Annotated in this window: 14 protein-coding genes; 11 read left to right on the plus strand and 3 right to left on the minus strand. The window is 66.6% G+C overall.

Annotated elements, in window-relative coordinates; genetic code table 11:
* Window positions 1–126: 126 nt before the first annotated feature.
* From mexC to oprJ, 3 genes are read left to right on the plus strand one after another with little or no spacing between them, the layout of a single operon-like run.
* Window positions 127–1,290: a multidrug efflux RND transporter periplasmic adaptor subunit MexC gene (mexC, locus tag FHW81_RS23860; RefSeq protein ID WP_004352726.1), complete on the plus strand. Its 1,164-nt coding sequence runs from the start codon at window positions 127–129 to the stop codon at window positions 1,288–1,290.
* A gap of 27 nt (window positions 1,291–1,317) precedes the next feature.
* A complete protein-coding gene (mexD, locus tag FHW81_RS23865) occupies window positions 1,318–4,449 on the plus strand; it encodes a multidrug efflux RND transporter permease subunit MexD (RefSeq protein ID WP_003116285.1) in 3,132 nt (1,043 codons plus the stop codon).
* A 5-nt stretch (window positions 4,450–4,454) separates the two neighbouring features.
* Window positions 4,455–5,894, plus strand: coding sequence for a multidrug efflux transporter outer membrane subunit OprJ (oprJ, locus tag FHW81_RS23870; protein WP_003112802.1), 1,440 nt, complete (start codon window positions 4,455–4,457; stop codon window positions 5,892–5,894).
* Between the two features lie 50 nt (window positions 5,895–5,944).
* On the opposite strand, the gene escR is transcribed toward oprJ, so the two are convergent.
* Window positions 5,945–6,463: a TetR/AcrR family transcriptional regulator EscR gene (gene escR, locus FHW81_RS23875; RefSeq protein WP_003134987.1), complete on the minus strand. Its 519-nt coding sequence runs from the start codon at window positions 6,461–6,463 to the stop codon at window positions 5,945–5,947.
* Between the two features lie 196 nt (window positions 6,464–6,659).
* On the minus strand, window positions 6,660–6,845 hold the full coding sequence (locus FHW81_RS23880; RefSeq protein WP_003161789.1) for a hypothetical protein: 186 nt from the start codon (window positions 6,843–6,845) through the stop codon (window positions 6,660–6,662).
* A gap of 110 nt (window positions 6,846–6,955) precedes the next feature.
* Here FHW81_RS23880 and ettA point away from each other — a divergent pair, with 110 nt between their 5' ends.
* The 8 genes from ettA (at window position 6,956) to gdhA (ending at window position 18,113) form a co-directional block, all read left to right on the plus strand.
* Window positions 6,956–8,620: an energy-dependent translational throttle protein EttA gene (gene ettA, locus FHW81_RS23885; protein ID WP_003094829.1), complete on the plus strand. Its 1,665-nt coding sequence runs from the start codon at window positions 6,956–6,958 to the stop codon at window positions 8,618–8,620.
* A 506-nt stretch (window positions 8,621–9,126) separates the two neighbouring features.
* Complete coding sequence (locus FHW81_RS23890; protein WP_003103142.1) at window positions 9,127–9,813, plus strand: ABC transporter ATP-binding protein; 687 nt, start codon at window positions 9,127–9,129, stop codon at window positions 9,811–9,813.
* Window positions 9,810–11,003, plus strand: coding sequence for an ABC transporter permease (locus FHW81_RS23895; protein ID WP_003103140.1), 1,194 nt, complete (start codon window positions 9,810–9,812; stop codon window positions 11,001–11,003). The genes FHW81_RS23890 and FHW81_RS23895 overlap by 4 nt, the downstream gene beginning before the upstream one ends.
* Window positions 10,996–12,477, plus strand: a complete 1,482-nt coding sequence (locus FHW81_RS23900; RefSeq protein WP_003123404.1) for a TolC family protein — start codon at window positions 10,996–10,998, stop codon at window positions 12,475–12,477. Before FHW81_RS23895 ends, FHW81_RS23900 begins: the two co-directional genes overlap by 8 nt.
* Complete coding sequence (locus tag FHW81_RS23905; RefSeq protein ID WP_106120556.1) at window positions 12,467–13,744, plus strand: efflux RND transporter periplasmic adaptor subunit; 1,278 nt, start codon at window positions 12,467–12,469, stop codon at window positions 13,742–13,744. The genes FHW81_RS23900 and FHW81_RS23905 overlap by 11 nt, the downstream gene beginning before the upstream one ends.
* Window positions 13,745–14,340: 596 nt before the next feature.
* A complete protein-coding gene (gene praA, locus FHW81_RS23910) occupies window positions 14,341–14,829 on the plus strand; it encodes an alkane oxidation protein activator PraA (protein WP_003119407.1) in 489 nt (162 codons plus the stop codon).
* 259 nt (window positions 14,830–15,088) lie between these two features.
* Window positions 15,089–16,480, plus strand: a complete 1,392-nt coding sequence (locus FHW81_RS23915; protein WP_003123403.1) for an outer membrane protein transport protein — start codon at window positions 15,089–15,091, stop codon at window positions 16,478–16,480.
* Window positions 16,481–16,775: 295 nt separating this feature from the next.
* The gene (gdhA, locus tag FHW81_RS23920) at window positions 16,776–18,113 is read left to right on the plus strand and encodes an NADP-specific glutamate dehydrogenase (protein WP_003094817.1); all 1,338 of its coding nucleotides are present in this window, start codon (window positions 16,776–16,778) and stop codon (window positions 18,111–18,113) included.
* A 58-nt stretch (window positions 18,114–18,171) separates the two neighbouring features.
* Here the strand turns inward: gdhA and ccpA are convergent, their stop codons facing one another.
* Window positions 18,172–19,212 carry a cytochrome-c peroxidase CcpA gene (ccpA, locus tag FHW81_RS23925; protein WP_003094815.1) on the minus strand — a complete coding sequence of 347 codons (1,041 nt, stop codon included), beginning with the start codon at window positions 19,210–19,212 and terminating at the stop codon, window positions 18,172–18,174.
* Window positions 19,213–19,300: the final 88 nt, after the last annotated feature.

Genomic DNA, 19,300 nt, shown 5'->3' on the forward strand with positions numbered 1-19,300 from the left:
ATTGTGCAGAAAACTGGCCTCGCGTCCAAAGGAATTAGCTGTCAAAAGATCATTTGAGACAATATTGACTCAATTAGCTCGAAAAAGTACCATTCGATCCGTTTTCAATCAACGGTCGGGTGTGTCATGGCTGATTTGCGTGCAATAGGAAGGATCGGGGCGTTGGCTATGGCCATCGCGTTGGCGGGTTGTGGGCCGGCGGAAGAGCGACAGGAGGCCGCCGAAATGGTGTTGCCGGTGGAGGTCCTGACGGTGCAGGCCGAGCCCCTGGCGCTGAGTTCGGAACTGCCTGGGCGGATCGAACCGGTGCGTGTCGCCGAGGTGCGCGCGCGGGTGGCCGGCATCGTCGTGCGGAAGCGCTTCGAGGAGGGCGCCGACGTCAAGGCTGGCGACCTGCTGTTCCAGATCGATCCGGCACCGCTGAAGGCTGCGGTGTCGCGCGCCGAGGGTGAGCTGGCGCGGAACCGCGCGGTGCTGTTCGAGGCGCAGGCGCGGGTGCGTCGCTACGAGCCGCTGGTGAAGATCCAGGCGGTCAGCCAGCAGGACTTCGATACCGCCACCGCCGACCTGCGCAGCGCCGAGGCGGCGACCCGCTCGGCCCAGGCCGACCTGGAGACCGCGCGCCTGAACCTCGGCTACGCCTCGGTCACTGCGCCGATCTCCGGGCGCATCGGCCGCGCGCTGGTGACCGAGGGCGCGCTGGTCGGGCAGGGCGAGGCGACGCTGATGGCGCGCATCCAGCAGCTCGATCCGATCTATGCGGATTTCACCCAGACCGCGGCCGAGGCCCTGCGCCTGCGCGACGCCCTGAAGAAAGGCACCTTGGCCGCCGGCGACAGCCAGGCGCTGACCCTGCGCGTCGAAGGGACGCCCTACGAGCGCCAGGGCGCGTTGCAGTTCGCCGACGTGGCGGTGGATCGCGGCACCGGCCAGATCGCCCTGCGCGGCAAGTTCGCCAACCCCGACGGGGTCCTGCTGCCGGGCATGTACGTGCGCGTACGTACGCCCCAGGGCATCGACAACCAGGCGATCCTGGTGCCGCAACGGGCCGTGCACCGCTCCAGCGACGGCAGCGCCCAGGTGATGGTGGTGGGCGCCGACGAGCGCGCCGAGGCGCGCAGCGTCGGTACCGGCGTCATGCAGGGTTCGCGCTGGCAGATCACCGAGGGCCTGGAGCCGGGTGACCGGGTCATAGTCGGCGGCCTGGCTGCGGTGCAGCCGGGGGTGAAGATCGTGCCGAAGCCGGATGGTGCCCAGGCGCAAGCCCAGTCACCTGCGCCGCAACAGTAAGGGCGGGTTCGCCCCGAGGATTTTCCGATGTCCGAATTCTTCATCAAGCGGCCGAACTTCGCCTGGGTGGTGGCCCTGTTCATCTCCCTGGCCGGCCTGCTGGTCATTTCCAAATTGCCGGTAGCGCAGTACCCCAATGTCGCGCCGCCACAGATCACCATCACCGCCACCTATCCCGGCGCCTCGGCGAAGGTGCTGGTGGACTCCGTCACCAGTGTGCTCGAGGAGTCGCTGAACGGCGCCAAGGGCCTGCTCTACTTCGAGTCGACCAACAACTCCAACGGCACCGCCGAGATCGTCGTCACCTTCGAGCCGGGCACCGATCCGGACCTGGCCCAGGTGGACGTGCAGAACCGCCTGAAGAAAGCCGAGGCGCGCATGCCGCAGGCGGTGCTGACCCAGGGCCTGCAGGTCGAGCAGACCAGCGCCGGTTTCCTGCTGATCTATGCGCTCAGCTACAAGGAAGGCGCTCAGCGCAGCGACACCACCGCCCTCGGCGACTACGCCGCGCGCAATATCAACAACGAGCTGCGGCGCCTGCCGGGCGTCGGCAAGCTGCAATTCTTCTCTTCCGAGGCGGCCATGCGGGTCTGGATCGATCCGCAGAAGCTGGTGGGCTTCGGCCTCTCCATCGACGACGTGAGCAATGCCATCCGCGGGCAGAACGTGCAGGTGCCGGCCGGCGCCTTCGGCAGCGCACCGGGCAGTTCCGCGCAGGAGCTGACGGCGACCCTGGCGGTGAAGGGCACCCTGGACGATCCGCAGGAGTTCGGCCAGGTAGTGCTGCGCGCCAACGAGGACGGCTCGCTGGTCCGGCTCGCCGATGTCGCGCGCCTGGAACTCGGCAAGGAGAGCTACAACATTTCCTCGCGACTGAACGGCACGCCCACCGTGGGCGGGGCGATCCAGCTGTCGCCCGGGGCCAACGCGATCCAGACCGCTACCCTGGTGAAACAGCGTCTCGCCGAACTGTCGGCGTTCTTCCCCGAGGACATGCAGTACAGCGTGCCCTACGACACCTCGCGCTTCGTCGACGTGGCCATCGAGAAGGTGATCCACACCCTGATCGAAGCGATGGTCCTGGTGTTCCTGGTGATGTTCCTGTTCCTGCAGAACGTCCGCTACACCCTGATCCCGTCCATCGTGGTGCCGGTGTGCCTGCTGGGTACGCTGATGGTGATGTACCTGCTGGGGTTCTCGGTGAACATGATGACCATGTTCGGCATGGTCCTGGCGATCGGCATCCTGGTGGACGACGCCATCGTGGTGGTGGAGAACGTCGAGCGGATCATGGCGGAGGAGGGGATTTCCCCGGCCGAGGCCACGGTCAAGGCGATGAAGCAGGTATCCGGCGCCATCGTCGGCATCACCCTGGTGCTCTCGGCGGTGTTCCTGCCGCTGGCTTTCATGGCCGGTTCGGTGGGGGTGATCTACCAGCAGTTCTCGGTGTCGCTGGCGGTCTCGATCCTGTTCTCCGGCTTCCTCGCCCTGACCTTCACCCCGGCGCTGTGCGCCACGCTGCTCAAGCCCATTCCCGAAGGGCACCACGAGAAGCGCGGCTTCTTCGGCGCCTTCAACCGTGGCTTCGCCCGCGTCACCGAGCGCTATTCGCTGCTCAACTCGAAGCTGGTGGCGCGCGCCGGACGCTTCATGCTGGTGTACGCCGGCCTGGTGGCCATGCTCGGCTACTTCTACCTGCGCCTGCCGGAAGCCTTCGTGCCGGCGGAAGACCTCGGCTACATGGTGGTCGACGTGCAACTGCCGCCTGGCGCTTCGCGCGTGCGCACCGATGCCACCGGCGAGGAGCTCGAGCGCTTCCTCAAGTCCCGCGAGGCGGTGGCTTCGGTGTTCCTGATCTCGGGCTTCAGCTTCTCCGGCCAGGGCGACAATGCCGCGCTGGCCTTCCCGACCTTCAAGGACTGGTCCGAGCGAGGCGCCGAGCAGTCGGCCGCCGCCGAGATCGCCGCGCTGAACGAGCATTTCGCGCTGCCCGACGATGGCACGGTCATGGCCGTGTCGCCGCCACCGATCAACGGTCTGGGTAACTCCGGCGGCTTCGCATTGCGCCTGATGGACCGTAGCGGGGTCGGCCGCGAAGCGCTGCTGCAGGCTCGCGACACTCTTCTTGGCGAGATCCAGACCAACCCGAAATTCCTTTACGCGATGATGGAAGGACTGGCCGAAGCGCCGCAACTGCGCCTGTTGATCGACCGGGAGAAGGCCCGTGCCCTGGGGGTGAGCTTCGAGACCATCAGCGGCACGCTGTCCGCTGCCTTCGGCTCGGAGGTGATCAACGACTTCACCAATGCGGGGCGCCAACAGCGGGTGGTGATCCAGGCCGAACAGGGCAACCGGATGACCCCGGAAAGCGTGCTCGAGCTATACGTGCCTAACGCTGCTGGCAACCTGGTACCGCTCAGCGCCTTCGTCAGCGTGAAATGGGAAGAGGGACCGGTGCAATTGGTGCGCTATAACGGCTACCCGTCGATCCGCATCGTCGGTGACGCCGCGCCCGGCTTCAGTACCGGCGAAGCCATGGCGGAAATGGAGCGCCTGGCCGCGCAGCTGCCGGCCGGCATCGGCTACGAGTGGACCGGCCTGTCCTATCAGGAGAAGGTCTCCGCCGGGCAGGCCACCAGCCTGTTCGCCCTCGCCATCCTGGTGGTGTTCCTGTTGCTGGTGGCGCTCTACGAGAGCTGGTCGATCCCGCTGTCGGTGATGCTGATCGTGCCGATCGGCGCCATCGGCGCGGTGCTCGCGGTGATGGTCAGCGGTATGTCCAACGACGTGTATTTCAAGGTCGGCCTGATCACCATCATCGGTCTTTCGGCGAAGAACGCGATTCTCATCGTCGAGTTCGCCAAGGAACTCTGGGAGCAGGGGCATAGCCTGCGCGACGCCGCCATCGAGGCCGCGCGCCTGCGCTTCCGGCCGATCATCATGACTTCCATGGCGTTCATCCTCGGCGTGATACCCCTGGCCCTGGCCAGCGGTGCCGGCGCGGCGAGCCAGCGTGCCATCGGCACCGGAGTGATCGGCGGGATGCTCAGCGCCACCTTCCTCGGCGTGCTGTTCGTACCTATCTGTTTCGTCTGGCTGCTGTCGCTGCTGCGCAGCAAGCCGGCACCCATCGAACAGGCCGCTTCGGCCGGGGAGTGAACGAGATGCGCAAACCTGCTTTCGGCGTATCGGCGCTGCTGATCGCCCTGACCCTCGGCGCCTGCTCCATGGCGCCGACCTACGAACGTCCCGCCGCGCCGGTGGCCGACAGCTGGAGCGGCGCCGCCGCCCAGCGCCAGGGCGCGGCGATCGACACGCTGGATTGGAAGAGTTTCATCGTCGATGCCGAACTACGCCGCCTGGTGGACATGGCCCTGGATAACAACCGCTCGCTGCGCCAGACCCTCCTGGATATCGAGGCGGCCCGCGCGCAGTACCGAATCCAGCGCGCCGACCGGGTTCCGGGCCTGAATGCCGCTGCCACCGGCAACCGCCAGCGGCAGCCGGCCGACCTGTCCGCCGGCAATCGCTCGGAAGTGGCCAGCAGCTACCAGGTCGGGCTGGCCCTGCCGGAGTACGAACTGGACCTCTTCGGTCGGGTCAAGAGCCTGACCGACGCAGCCCTGCAACAGTACCTGGCCAGCGAGGAGGCAGCGCGCGCGGCACGGATCGCCCTGGTCGCCGAGGTCAGCCAGGCCTACCTGAGCTACGACGGCGCCCTGCGGCGCCTGGCGCTGACCCGTCAGACCCTGGTCAGCCGCGAGTATTCCTTCGCCCTGATCGACCAGCGCCGCGCGGCCGGCGCCGCCACCGCGCTGGACTACCAGGAAGCCCTTGGCCTGGTGGAGCAGGCGCGCGCCGAGCAGGAGCGCAACCTGCGGCAGAAACAGCAGGCATTCAACGCGCTGGTGTTGCTGCTGGGCAGCGACGATGCCGCGCAGGCGATTCCGCGGAGTCCGGGGCAGCGGCCGAAGCTGCTGCAGGACATCGCTCCCGGCACGCCGTCCGAGCTGATCGAGCGACGCCCGGACATCCTTGCCGCCGAACATCGTTTGCGGGCGCGCAACGCGGATATCGGCGCGGCGCGCGCGGCGTTCTTCCCACGCATCAGCCTGACCGGCAGCTTCGGCACCTCCAGCGCGGAAATGTCCGGCCTGTTCGATGGCGGCTCGCGCTCCTGGAGCTTCCTGCCGACGCTGACGCTGCCGATCTTCGATGGCGGGCGCAACCGTGCCAACCTGAGCCTGGCCGAGGCGCGCAAGGATTCGGCGGTGGCTGCCTACGAGGGGACCATCCAGACCGCTTTCCGCGAGGTCGCCGACGCCCTGGCGGCCAGCGATACCCTGCGTCGCGAAGAGAAGGCCCTGCGCGCCCTGGCGAACAGCAGCAACGAAGCCCTGAAGCTGGCCAAGGCACGCTACGAGAGTGGCGTCGACAACCACCTGCGCTACCTCGATGCGCAGCGCAGCAGCTTCCTCAACGAGATCGCCTTCATCGACGGCAGCACCCAGCGGCAGATCGCCCTGGTCGACCTGTTCCGCGCGCTCGGCGGAGGCTGGGACGAGGGACGGAGCCTGGTGGTACATCGAGGCGGCAGGAGTTGAGCGGGTAAACGTGTGGGAAACGGTGCTAGCGGGTGGCAACTGCCGCCCGCTCAAGGGCTGGCAGGTTGTGCGGGGTTCGACGCGCCACGCAGGAACAGCTCCTCGAGTGTGGCGGACAACCCGGCGCTGGCCGCGCGACCGCGGCGCTCGGCATCGACCATGCCGTAGATCAGGACGATGAAGAGTTCGCTGAAGGTCGCCGCGCTGATATCGATACGGAACACACGCTTCTGCTGGCCGCGCAGGAAGAAGGCGTCCAGGGCTTCGACATAGGACTGCCAACTGGCGTCCCCATGCCCGGCGTGGCGTCCCGGGTTCTGCTCGAACATCAGCAGCGCCAGCAGGTCGCGCTGGGCGAGGTGTTCCCGGATCAGCTCGCGTAGCGCTTCCCGCGGCTCCAGGCGCTGCAGGGCGGCGCTGTGGGTGAGGCGTTCGAGGGTACTCCTGGCATGGCTTTCCAGGCGCCGCTTGAGACCTTCGCGGGTACCGCAATGACGGTTCAGGGTTGCCCTGCTCACTCCTGCCAGTTCCGCCAGTTCTCCCATGGTGGCGCGCGGATGATTGACCATCGCGGTGGCCAAGGCCTTGAGCAGGCGCTGGTCCTGAGACGACGGGGTTGGCGCTGGGTCGAGACTGTCCCTGTGCGGGGAGTCGGGTAGCTGGGCGGATCTGGGAGCGAGTGTCATTTTTGAGGTTTTTTTTGTTCTTTTGAGACTGATTTGGATCAATTGTAGCAGGCTGGATCTCCCCACGCCTTGCTTCGCGTCAGGTCTTGAGCGGCAGCACCATGGCCGCGAGCAGTGCCAGGCCCACCCAGACCTCGCACGGGGCGATGGTCGCCGCCTCGCTCAGGCAGAACGCCTTTGACAGGACGAGGGTGGCGGAGACAGTAAGGGCGGCCAGTACGCTGCTCAGCGTCACCGTAGCGGCCTGGAATCGGACGGCGAACATCCGCCGGCAAAGCGCCCCGCCCCACGAAAACCGGGGTGGCTGGCCAGCTTTCTCTCGGTCTGTCATATACTTGGCCGAGTTTTTTTCCTTTTCTTCATGAGGTGCTCGTTTTGGCTCAGTACGTCTACACCATGCATCGGGTCGGCAAGATCGTTCCGCCCAAGCGTGAAATCCTCAAGGACATCTCCCTGTCGTTCTTCCCCGGCGCCAAGATCGGCGTGCTCGGCCTGAACGGCGCGGGCAAGTCCACCCTGCTGCGGATCATGGCCGGCGTCGACACCGAGATCGAAGGCGAGGCCCGGCCGATGCCGGGGATCAACGTCGGCTACCTGCCGCAGGAGCCCAAGCTGGACCCGCAGGCCACCGTGCGCGACATCGTCGAAGAGGCCGTCGGCCAGATCAAGCAGGCCCAGGCGCGGCTGGACGAGGTCTATGCCGCCTATGCCGAGCCGGATGCCGACTTCGACGCCCTGGCCGCCGAGCAGGCCAAGCTGGAGGCGATCCTCCAGGCATCCGACGGACACAACCTGGAACGCCAGCTGGAAGTCGCCGCCGACGCCCTGCGCCTGCCGCCGTGGGATGCCAAGGTCGAGCACCTGTCCGGCGGCGAAAAGCGCCGCGTAGCGCTGTGCCGTCTGCTGCTGTCGGCTCCCGACATGCTGCTGCTGGACGAACCGACCAACCACCTGGACGCCGACTCGGTGGCCTGGCTGGAGCATTTCCTGCACGACTTCCCCGGCACCGTGGTGGCGATCACCCACGACCGCTACTTCCTCGACAACGTCGCCGGCTGGATCCTCGAACTCGACCGTGGCCATGGCATCCCGTTCGAAGGCAACTACTCCGGCTGGCTGGAATCCAAGGCCGCCCGCCTGGCCCAGGAAGCCAAGCAGGAAGCCTCCCACGCCAAGGCCATGAAGGCCGAGCTGGAGTGGGTACGCCAGGGCGCCAAGGGCCGCCAGGCCAAGTCCAAGGCGCGCCTGCAGCGCTTCGAGGAACTGCAGTCGCAGGAATTCCAGAAGCGCAGCGAGACCAACGAGATCTACATCCCGGCCGGTCCGCGCCTGGGCGACAAGGTCATCGAACTGCACAATGTGACCAAGGGCTACGGCGACCGCGTGCTGATCGACAACCTGTCCCTGAGCATTCCCAAGGGCGCCATCGTCGGTGTGATCGGCGGCAACGGCGCGGGCAAGTCGACCCTGTTCCGCATGCTCACCGGCAAGGAGCAGCCGGACTCCGGCACCATCGAGATCGGCGAGACCGTGCAGATCGCCAGCGTCGACCAGAGCCGTGACAGCCTGGAAGGCAACAAGACCGTGTGGGAGCAGGTTTCCGACGGTTTCGAGCAGATCAAGATCGGCAACTACGAAGTCCCGTCGCGCAGCTATGTCGGTCGCTTCAACTTCAAGGGCGCCGACCAGCAGAAGTTCGTCAAGGACCTCTCCGGCGGTGAGCGTGGCCGTCTGCACCTGGCCCTGACCCTGAAGCAGGGCGGCAACGTGCTGCTGCTCGACGAACCGTCCAACGACCTCGACGTGGAAACCCTGCGTGCGCTGGAAGAGGCGCTGCTGGACTTCCCCGGCTCCGCCATCGTGATCTCCCACGACCGCTGGTTCCTCGACCGGATCGCCACCCACATCCTCTCCTACGAGGACGATGGCAAGGTGACCTTCTTCGAAGGCAACTACACCGAGTTCGAGGCGGACCGCAAGAAGCGCCTGGGCGACGCCGCGGCCCAGCCGCACCGCGTGCGCTACAAGAAACTGGCGTAAGCGCGCCCTCGAGAAACCGCCCGCCGGCGTTGCCGGCCGGCGGTTTTTTCATGCCTGGAATTCAACGAGCCATGCGCTGGGGAACATGGGAACTGCGCAGGGACACCTCCATCGGCGGTACCCGGGGGAGGCTCCCACGCAGCATGCCTGAGCCTTCACCTAACTAAAGATGGGGGTGCATCGACGGCCGCGATGGTGTCAGCTCTGCTAGTGGTCTGCGCAGCCGATCCGTGCGCTCAATACCGCCTGCCCGGAGAGGCCGCGCCATATGGCGAAGCCCGGCGGAATCGAGTACCGGCATTGGCCGGGCGGACCAGCCGCTACCTTCGCTCGGCGCTGGCGCCTCGGGGTAGCGTTGCCGGTGGTGGCGGCTTGTGCGCTGTCTCCATCATCAGCAGTATGGCCGTTCGGCCTGTATCGCCGGCCTTGCGGCGGTACGACCGGGCGGGCCTTGAAGGGATGCGAGCGGTCGGGTGCGAATGCCAACAACAAACAAGCACGAATCATTGATCTCCCTGCGGGGGATCGGCAAGGGCTACCTCCTGGGGGGGCAGCCGCTGCAGATACTGAAAGACGTCTGCCTGGACATCTTTCCCGGAGAAAGCTGCGCGATCGTCGGCGCGTCGGGCTCGGGCAAGAGCACCCTGCTGAATATCCTCGGCCTGCTCGACCGCCCGGACAGCGGTGCCTACCGCTTCGCCGAGCACGACATCTTCAGCGTCGACGGGGACCGACTGGCGGCGATCCGCAACCGCCTGATCGGCTTCGTCTTCCAGAGCTTTAACCTGTTGCCGCGGCTGAACGCGCTGGACAACGTCGCGCTGCCCCTGAGCTATCGAGGGATGCCGCGCCGCGAGGCACTGGAGCGGGCCGAGGCGATGCTCGCCCGGGTCGGCCTGGCCGAGCGCGCCGGCCATCGTCCGGCGGACCTCTCCGGCGGCCAGCGGCAGCGCGTCGCCATCGCTCGCGCGCTGGTCGGTGAGCCGGCGCTGATCCTCGCCGACGAACCAACCGGCAACCTCGACGCGAGCACCGCGAAAGAAGTGCTGGAGCTGCTCCTCACCCTCAACCGCGAGCGCCAGGTGACCCTGGTGGTGGTCACCCATGATCCCAGCCTGGCCGCCCGTCTCGGGCGCCAACTGACAGTGCGGCATGGCGAGGTGCACGAGGACCTGGCGGAGGCCTGCCGGTGAGCGCCAGCCCGTCGCCCCGGCAATTGCTTCACGAGGCCCTCGCCAGTCTTCGCGGGCTGGGGCGCCGCTCGCTGCTGGCGTTGCTGGGTATCGTCATGGGCTGTTCATCGGTGATCGCGATGCTGAACATCGGCAGCAACGCGACCGACGAAGCGATGAGCATCTTCAAGGACATGGGCACCGACACCCTGGTGGTGCAGTTCCCGTTCGCCCCGCAGGCGCCGATGCCGATGCCGGCGTCGCTCGACACCGAACCGCTGCTCCGCGACGTGGCCGGTCTGGAGCACCTGGCGGCGCTGGGCCTGTACTCGGCGCCGGTGACCTTTCACGGACGCACCAGCAACGCCAGTATCGTCGGCGCCAGCGCCGGGCTCGCGGCTGCCGCCAGGCTGCGGCTGCGCGAAGGACGTTTCCTCTCGCGCTTCGACGATCACGACACCTACGTGGTGGTGGGCGCGACAATCGCCGAGGCCCTGGGGGCGCCCGGCGATCCGCTGCGCCTCGGCGAGCAACTGACGGTCAACGACTATCTGTTTCGCGTGATCGGCATTCTCCAGCCGCAGGCCAGCGCCGCTCTCTTGCCGTTCGCCGCCAACGACTCGCTGTTCGTGCCGGCGCCGGGCATGCCGCGCCTGCAGCCGGCCGCCGAGGTCAGCCATGTGGTGGCGCGGGTCTCGCCGGGAGCGGACGTCTATAGCGTCGGCGCGGCCCTGGGCGCGGCCCTGACGGCGCGGTTGCCCGGCCACGAGGCGCAGGTCCAGGTCTCGCAGCAGGTGCTCGATGGACTCAAGCGGCAGACCCGGACCTTCACCTACCTGCTGGCCGGACTGGGGATCATCTCCCTGCTCGGCGGCGGCGTCGGAGTGATGAACGTGATGCTGATGAGTGTCGCCGAACGCCGCCGGGAAATCGGCGTGCGCATGGCGCTGGGCGCGCGCCAGCGGGACATCCGCAACCTGTTCCTGATCGAGGCGGTGACCCTGACCGCCGCGGGCGCGCTGTCGGGCGCGGTGCTCGGCGTGGCGGCTGCGTATCTCTACGCCAGGTTCTCCGGCTGGACCTTCTCCCTGGCCTACGCGGCCCTGCCGCTGGGGATGGGCAGTACCCTGCTGGTGGGGCTGTTCTTCGGGCTCTATCCGGCGGTCTCGGCGGCTCGCCTGCAACCGGTCGAGGCGCTGCGCGATGAATAGGTGGGGCCTGGGCGTGCTGTGGCTGGTCGCCGCTCTTCCAGTGGCGGCCAGCTTCAACCCGGCGCTGAGTCCGGACGTACCGAGCATGGCCCGCGAGCAGGGCAGGTCGGTGCTGCTCAGCGAGCAGGTGATCGACCTCAGCCTGAGCGACGCGGTCTATCTTGGCCTGCGCAACAACCGTGGAATCCGTAGCGCCTACCTGCAACGGATCGCGCAGAAGTTCGACCTGCGCGTCGCCGCCGACGCCTTCAACCCTAAGCTGGTGGTGCGCGGCGACTATCGCGCCAACCGCGCCACCGAAGACCGCACGAGGACCAGCAATGTCTCGCCCACCGCGACCCTGCTTGGCGAATATGGCACTCGCTTCAGCCTGGCCTGGGTCAAGCAGTTCCGCACCGCCGACGAGGCCGGGCGCTACCGCAGCGATGGCCTCGACCTGACCGTCGTCCAGCCGTTGCTGCGCGATGCGGGCTGGGACGTCACCACCGCGCCGCTGCGCCTGGCACGTCTCTCCGAAGACGCCAATCGCCTGCAACTCAAGGCCAGCGTGTCGCAGACCATCAGCCAGGTCATCGGCGCCTACCGGGAGCTGCTGCGCGCCCAGGAGCAGGCGCGCATCGCTCGCGAAGCCCTGGCGCGGACCCAGGAGCTGCTCGAGGTCAACCGGGCGATGATCCGCGCCGGGCGAATGGCCGAATTCGAGATCGTGCAGACCGAGGCCGACGTCGCCAGCCAGGAGCTCAATGTCGAGGAGTCCACCAACCAGGTCGACAGCGCACGCCTGGCCCTGCTGCAACTGCTGGCGCTGGACCTGTCGACGCAAATCCGCGCCAGCGATGCGCTGGCCGCCACGCCGATCGAGGTCGACCGCCAGCAGGCGATCAGGACCGCCCTGCAGCAGCAACCGGAATACCTGCAACGCCTGATCGGCAGTCGCCAGGCCGACCTCAACCTGGTGCTGGCGAAGAACCAGCGCCTGTGGGATGTCTCGCTGGTGGGCGGCGCCAGCCAGATCCGCGACCGCTACAGCGAGGGCGGTGGTGACAATTCACGCAGTTGGGACAGCTACGCCGGGGTACAGGTGGAAATTCCCATCGGCGACCTCAGCCGCCGGCAGGCCGAGGTGCGCGCCCAGGTCGACGTGGAGAACCAGAAGATCCTGATCGAGGATGCCCGGCAGACCCTGGAGCAGAACGTCATCGATGCGGTGCGCGACCTCGGCACGCGCTGGCGCCAGTACCAGATCGCCCAGCGCGCCACCGCGTTGTCGCGGCGCAAGCTGGAGATCGAACGGGAAAAGCTGCGCGTCGGGCGTTCGAGCAACTTCCAGGTGCTGAGCTTCGAGACCGACCTGCGCAACGTCGAGAACACCCAATTGAATGCCCTGATCTCGTTTCTCAATGCGCAGACGCAGCTCGACCTGATCGTCGGCATGACCCTGGATAGCTGGGAGATTTCGCTCAATGACCACTGACCGGTTTTCCTTCCTGCGCCGGCCGGCATTGTCGCTCGCCGCCGGCCTGGCGGTTGTCGCGGCGCTGGCCTGGCTGGTCCTCGCCGGCGGCACCGCGAAACGCACGGAAGGGGAGCGCTGGGTCGCCGTACGGGCGGCCCCGCTGGTGCATCAGATCGGCCTGGTCGGACGCCTGGAACCGGGGCGCGTGGTGACCCTGGCGGCGCCCTTCGCCGGCAATGTCGAGGCGCTGCTGGTGGAGCCGGGACAGCGGGTCGCGGAAGGACAGGAGCTGCTGCGCATGGACACCCGCGAGATCGCCGTGCAGGTGCGCGAGGCACAGTCGGCGTTGCTCAAGGCCCGTCGCACCCTGCAGGACCTGCGCGACTGGGAGCGTGGCGAGGACATGGCGCGGGTCCGTCGTGCCCTGCGCAGCGCGCAGCTGGCGCAGAGCAGCACCGAGCGCAAGTTGCGCGAGACCCGCGAGCTGTTCCAGCGCGGGATCGTCCCGCGCAACGAACTCGACGATCTCGAACAACAGGCCAGCCAGCAGCGCATGGACCTGGAGGCGGCCCGGCGGGAAGTGGAGTCGACCCGCGCCAAGGGGCAGGGCGAGAATCGCCAGATCGCCGAAATGGACCTGGCCAACGCCAGCGTGAAATACGAGACGCTGCAGGCCCAGCTGGATGGCCGTACGGTGCGCGCGCCCTTTGCCGGTATCGTCGTCGTGGCGCCCGGCCTGGCTGGCGAGCAGGGCAGCCGCGAACCGGTGCAGGCCGGTAGCAAGCTGGGGCAGGGCCAGGCGTTGTTCGGCCTGGCCAGCGTCGAGCGGCTGAAGGTATCTGCGAAGGTTTCCGAACTGGATATCAACCAGTTACGCGAAGGGCAGGCGGTGGAAATCAGTGGCGACGGCTTCGAGGGCACCACGCTGGCGGGCGTCATCGCCGCCCTCGGTGGTCAGGCTCTGCCCGGCATGGCCCAGGGAGGTAGCCCGCAGTTCGAGGTGACGGTGTCGGTAGCGCCGCTCGATCCCCGCCAGTTGCAGAAGATTCGTCTGGGAATGAGCGCCAAGCTGACGGTCACCACCTATCGCAACGAACAGGCCATCGTCGTGCCGCCGGAGGCGATACGCCACGAGGGTGACCGGCTGTTCGTGGACTTTCGCCAGGCTCCCGGCGCCAGCGTGATGGCGCAACAGGTCAAGATCGGACGCTCCACGCCGGAGGGCGTGGAGGTGTTCGAGTTGCAGCCGGGTCTCGTTCGCGTGCCGTCCTCGTCCGACCGATAGTTGGCAACCTAACTTTGGGTTGGCTGGGTCGCTTCGCGAGCTGCCAATTCTGGTAGGTACGCCCCGTCATGGTGCGTTTCTTCCCGACGCGGATGTTGACAGAGGTATCAGGATTCCTTCGCGACGACGCTTCGTCCGCCCTCCACGGCATTCACCGACCTTCCTTCGGAGGGTCAACCCCCTTCTTTCGCTAGGCTTTTCCAGAGCCGTGCTGACCGTACTCTGGCCCCCGTCGTTGACTGGTCCACTGCCCCTTCGTGGTGATTGCCAGCCCTGTCAGGCCTGCGTTCGCGGAGGTCGGCCAGGAGGGCATCTCGAGGCGCGGCGGGTTGGCAAACCCTATCGGATCTTTCCGATATCCGGTCTGTCCCGGCTCGTCGTGGGAACCGTCAGCGTCGGCACCGGATAGGACTCATGAGGTAAAGCCTCTCCCGATCCCGGTACGCACGGCCAAGGCGGGTGGTGTGGTTCGCCTGGCAGGTGGATCGGACGGGAAGGCACAAGGTGGTCGTGGGGGCGGGTCGGTGACGATCCTGCCGCATGATCAAGGCTCGGCAACCGCGAGCGTTGCCAACTCACTGGAAGGATACAAAACAATGAAATCCATCAAGTCCCTGCCGTCCTTTGCTGCTCTTGCTCTCTGCCTGAGCGTTTCGTCCATGGCCAGCGCGGCCACCATCACCCCGGTCAACTCGGCCTTCACCGCACCTGGCACCATCAGCGTGAGCTCGCCGGCGTCGCTCAATCTGCCAGTGACCTGCAACATCACCTTCAAGGGCAAGACCGCCGCCGATGGCTCCTATGCCTCGATCGACAGCGTCACCGTCAGCGGCAGCAACACCCTGTGCAGCGTGCCGCAGATGACCGGCCTGCCGTGGAAGCTGACCGTTTCCAGCACCACCGCCGGCAAGGTCGATGGCGTCGGCTTCAAGATTCTCTCCTCTACCTGTGGCCCGAGCACCGTCAACGGTTCCTGGAGCAACGCCACCAATACCCTCAGCGCCAGCAATCAGTCGCTGGCAGGCAACTGCAAGATCAACAGCCTGAGCGTGAAGCCGACCCCGGCCTTCGTAGTCAACCCGTAATCCGGGCTGCCGCTGGCGCCCTCGGCGCCAGCGGTTTCGCGCTCCCGCTGCCAGGCGTCCTTCGCGGGCCGGCAGGTCCGAGGGAGTTTCCGCCGGAAGCGGCGCAGAATCTCGTTCGCACATGGAAAACGGTCTGGGGGAGGGTGTCCGCCAGGACGCTCAAGCAGGCCGACCATCGTGCCCCGTGCACTAGCAGTCCACCAGGGGTGAAACCTTGAACAACAAAAACGATATTTCCTGCCTGTTTGCCAGAAAACCATTGCCATTGCTCTGCGCCCTGATCGTCGGCGGACTGTTCGGCACGTCCCAGGCGCAAGCCGGCGGCTTCATGGTGCCGACCACCAACACGGCGGGCTGGGGCCGTGCGATGGCAGGCGGTTCGCTGTTTCCCAACGATCCGAGCGCCGCGTTCAACAACCCGGCGGCCATGGCGTTCATCGACAAGCGGATCGCCCAGTTGACGGTCAACTACGCCGATATCGACATCAAGTACAACGGCGATGCCTACGACTACCAGGGTAATCCCATGACCGGCGGCTACCAGGACGGGCCGGGCACCCCCGAGCTGGGTACCAACGATGGTGGCCAGGCTGGATTCGGCGCGTGGCTGCCGACCGGCTTCCTGGTCGTACCGATCAACGACCGCTTCGCCTTCGGTCTGAGCCAGGTCGTTCCGATGGGAATGCGCAGCACCTGGGACCCGAACTGGAAAGGCCGCGATTTCGCGGTGGACACCAAGATCGAGACGATCGGCCTGACCGGCTCCCTGTCGTTCAAGGTCAACGACAACTTCTCCCTGGGCGCCGGGGTGATCATCCAGCGCACCTCCGGCTTCGTCAGCCAGAACCTCGATCTCTATGCCTCGGCCGCCAACTCCCCGGGCATGGGCGGGATTCCGTTCCCGGCCTCGAACTCGTCCGCGCTGATGCGGGTCAAGGTGGACAACACCTCGCCCGGCTTCTTCGCCGGCGCGGTGTGGAAGCCGACCGACCGCGACACCCTGGGCTTCGCCTACCACGCGAAGATCCGCAACAAGCTGAAGGGGCACTACAACCTCTACGACCACGACGGTGGACTGACCGAGGGCGCCATCGAGGGCGGCACCCCGGGCCTGGCCTATCCGGGCCTGGACCTGCGCATGGGCGCTTCCGCCTCGGCGCGCCTGGATATCCCCGCCTACGCCTCGCTGGATTGGGTACACCAGTTCAACGACCGTCTGAGCCTGGGCGCCAGCGCCACCTGGACCGAGTGGTCGTCGTTCCAGGACCTGACCCTCAAGTCCCACGGCAACACGATCGTCTCCATCCCCTACACCTACCGGAACACCTGGACCCTGGCGGTGGGCGGCGACTACAAGGTGACCGACCAGTGGACCATGCGCGCCGGGGTCGCCTACGACCAGACGCCGACCCACAATGCCACCCGCGACCCGCGGATTCCCGACGGCGATCGCTACTTCGCCTCCCTGGGCGCCGGCTATCGCTTCCAGTCGATGCCGGAGTTGTCGATCGACGCGGCCTACTCGCGGCAATTCGTCAAGGAGGTGCCGTTGAAGACGGTCAACCAGGATCGCCTGGGCGGCGGGCGGCTGGATGGCAGGGCAACCAGCAAGGGACAGGTGTTCAGCCTGTCCGCGACCTACGACTTCTAGACCCGGCCGTAGGTAGAGGAAGGGCCTCCCCCTGGCGGGGGAGGCCCTTTCGCATCTGGCGCCGGGATGCACGCGAACGGTGCTTTCGTCGCCCTTCAACAGTGCGTGGCCAGCCCGGGAGGCAGCCTGGTTCCGGGCGCGTGCTCTGGCCCGAGCCGTTCTGGCGGACCCGGAAAGTTTCAGTTTTGCACCATAAAGATTCATCAATGCGTCATTTCGCACTTTCTAGGTGCTGCCTGGCTTGTTAGAGTCACGCGCAAAAAATTGTTCACAAAACTAGAAACCGGTGAGAAAAATGACGCAATCCGTCGACGCTTTCCTCGAGCGCCTGAAGCGGCGCGATCCCGATCAGCCCGAATTCCACCAGGCGGTGGAAGAGGTGCTGCGTTCCCTCTGGCCGTTCCTCGAGGCCAACCCGCACTACCTGGAAGCCGGCATCATCGAACGCATCGTCGAACCCGAGCGGGCGATCCTGTTCCGCGTACCCTGGGTCGACGACCAGGGCCGGGTACGGGTCAACCGTGGCTACCGGGTGCAGATGAGCAGCGCCATCGGCCCCTACAAGGGCGGCCTGCGCTTCCATCCCTCGGTCAACCTCGGGGTGCTGAAGTTCCTCGCCTTCGAGCAGGTCTTCAAGAACTCCCTGACCACTCTGCCCATGGGCGGCGGCAAGGGCGGCTCCGACTTCGATCCGAAGGGCAAGAGCGACGCCGAGGTGATGCGTTTCTGCCAGTCGTTCATGAGCGAGCTGTACCGCCACGTCGGCGCCGACCTGGACGTGCCGGCCGGCGACATCGGCGTCGGCGCGCGTGAGATCGGCTACCTGTTCGGCCAGTACAAGCGCCTGTCCAACCAGTTCACCTCGGTGCTGACCGGCAAGGGCCTGAGCTATGGCGGCAGCCTGATCCGCCCGGAGGCGACCGGCTTCGGCTGCGTCTACTTCGCCCAGGAAATGCTCAAGGATCGTGGCCGCGGCTTCGACGGCCAGCGGGTGGCGATCTCCGGCTCGGGCAACGTCGCCCAGTACGCGGCGCGCAAGGTCATGGAAATGGGCGGCAAGGTGATCTCGCTGTCCGATTCCGAAGGCACCCTGTATGCCGAGGCGGGGCTCTCCGACGAGCAGTGGGAATACCTGATGGAGCTGAAGAACGTGCGCCGCGGGCGCATCCGCGAGATGGCGGAGCAGTTTTCCCTGCAGTTCCTCGAAGGGCGCCGGCCCTGGGGCCTGGCCTGCGATATCGCGCTGCCCTGCGCGACCCAGAACGAACTGGATGCCGAGGATGCGCGGCGCCTGCTGGCCAACGGCTGCGTCTGTGTCGCCGAAGGCGCCAACATGCCCTCGACCCTGGAAGCCGTCGACCTGTTCCTCGAGGCCGGCATCCTCTACGCGCCGGGCAAGGCGTCGAACGCCGGCGGGGTGGCGGTGAGCGGCCTGGAGATGTCGCAGAACGCCATGCGCCTGCGTTGGAGCGAGGGCGAGGTGGATACCAAGCTGCACGGCATCATGCAGTCGATCCACCATGCCTGCCTGCTGTACGGCGAGGAGCAGGGGCGGGTCAACTACGTGAAGGGGGCGAACATCGCCGGCTTCGTCAAGGTCGCCGATGCGATGCTGGCGCAGGGCGTGGTCTGAGGTCGTCCCATAGAGGAAAAACGGGGCTCCAGGGGAGCCCCGTTTTTCCTTGTGCCGGTTATTCCGCGGGACGCGGCGTGGTCTCCGTGCTGGCCGGCAGCAGCGGATATTCGACGCGCGGCTGCTTGCCGCTCAGGCTGTGCAGGAAGGCGACGATGTTCTCCACGTCGTCCGGCGCCAACTGCTTGCCGAGCTGGGCGTTGCCCATGATCGCCACCGCGTCCTTGAGTTCCCAGACCTGGCCGCTGTGGAAGTACGGCGCGGTGAGGGCGACGTTGCGCAGGGGCGCGGCGCGGAATACGTACTCGTCGCTCTGGGTCTTGGTCACGGCGAAGCGGCCCTTGTCGCCGCTGGGCAGCACGCTGGCGTCGGGCTTCTTCACCAGGCCGAACGGGAAGTAGGCCTGGCCGCCCAGGTTGATGCCGTTGTGGCAGGCGCTGCAGCCACTGTCCATGAATGCCTTGAGGCCTTTCTTCTGCTGTGCGTCGAGGGCCTTGTCGTCGCCCTTGAGATACAGGTCGAAGGGCGAGTCCGGAGTCACCAGGGTCGCCTCGTAGGCCTCGATGGCCAGCGCCATGTTGTCGAAGCTGACCGGCTTGCCGGCCTTGGGGAAGGCCTTGCGGAAGGCGTCCACGTATTCCGGGATGCTGCCCAGGGTCTGTTCGACCAACTGCGGGGTACTGTGCATCTCGACGCTGTTCTGGATCGGACCCTTGGCCTGCTCCCCCAGGTCCTTGGCACGGCCATCCCAGAACTGCGCGGCATTGAACACGGCGTTGAAGACCGTCGGTGAATTGCGTGGCCCCTTCTGCCAGCCGTGACCGACCGACGTCGGTACGTTGTCGGCGCCGCCGGTGCCGACGTTGTGGCAGGTGTTGCAGCTGAGCACATGGCTGCGTGACAGGCGCGGGTCGAAGAACAGTTTCTTGCCGAGTTCGCGCTGTTGCTCGCTGATGGGCTGGCCGCGTAGCTCGGTGACCTGCTCGGGGATGGGTTTGAACAGCGCGCTGGCCTGGTCATGCAGGGCATCGGCCTGGGCGAGGGGCGTGGCGAACGACAGCAACAGGCTGCCAAGCGGGAGCAGTTGCGAGGACTGCATCTTTTTTTCTCCTTATCAGGCGTTACAACCGGTCCTGTGAGGAGAGGCCAGCGGCGCGCTGCTCGGCTTGACGTGGATCAAGCGCACC

Origin of the sequence: Pseudomonas sp. RC10-4-2 (assembly GCF_050433085.1) — a bacterium.
In the GTDB taxonomy this organism is placed as follows: Bacteria; Pseudomonadota; Gammaproteobacteria; order Pseudomonadales; family Pseudomonadaceae; genus Pseudomonas; species Pseudomonas aeruginosa.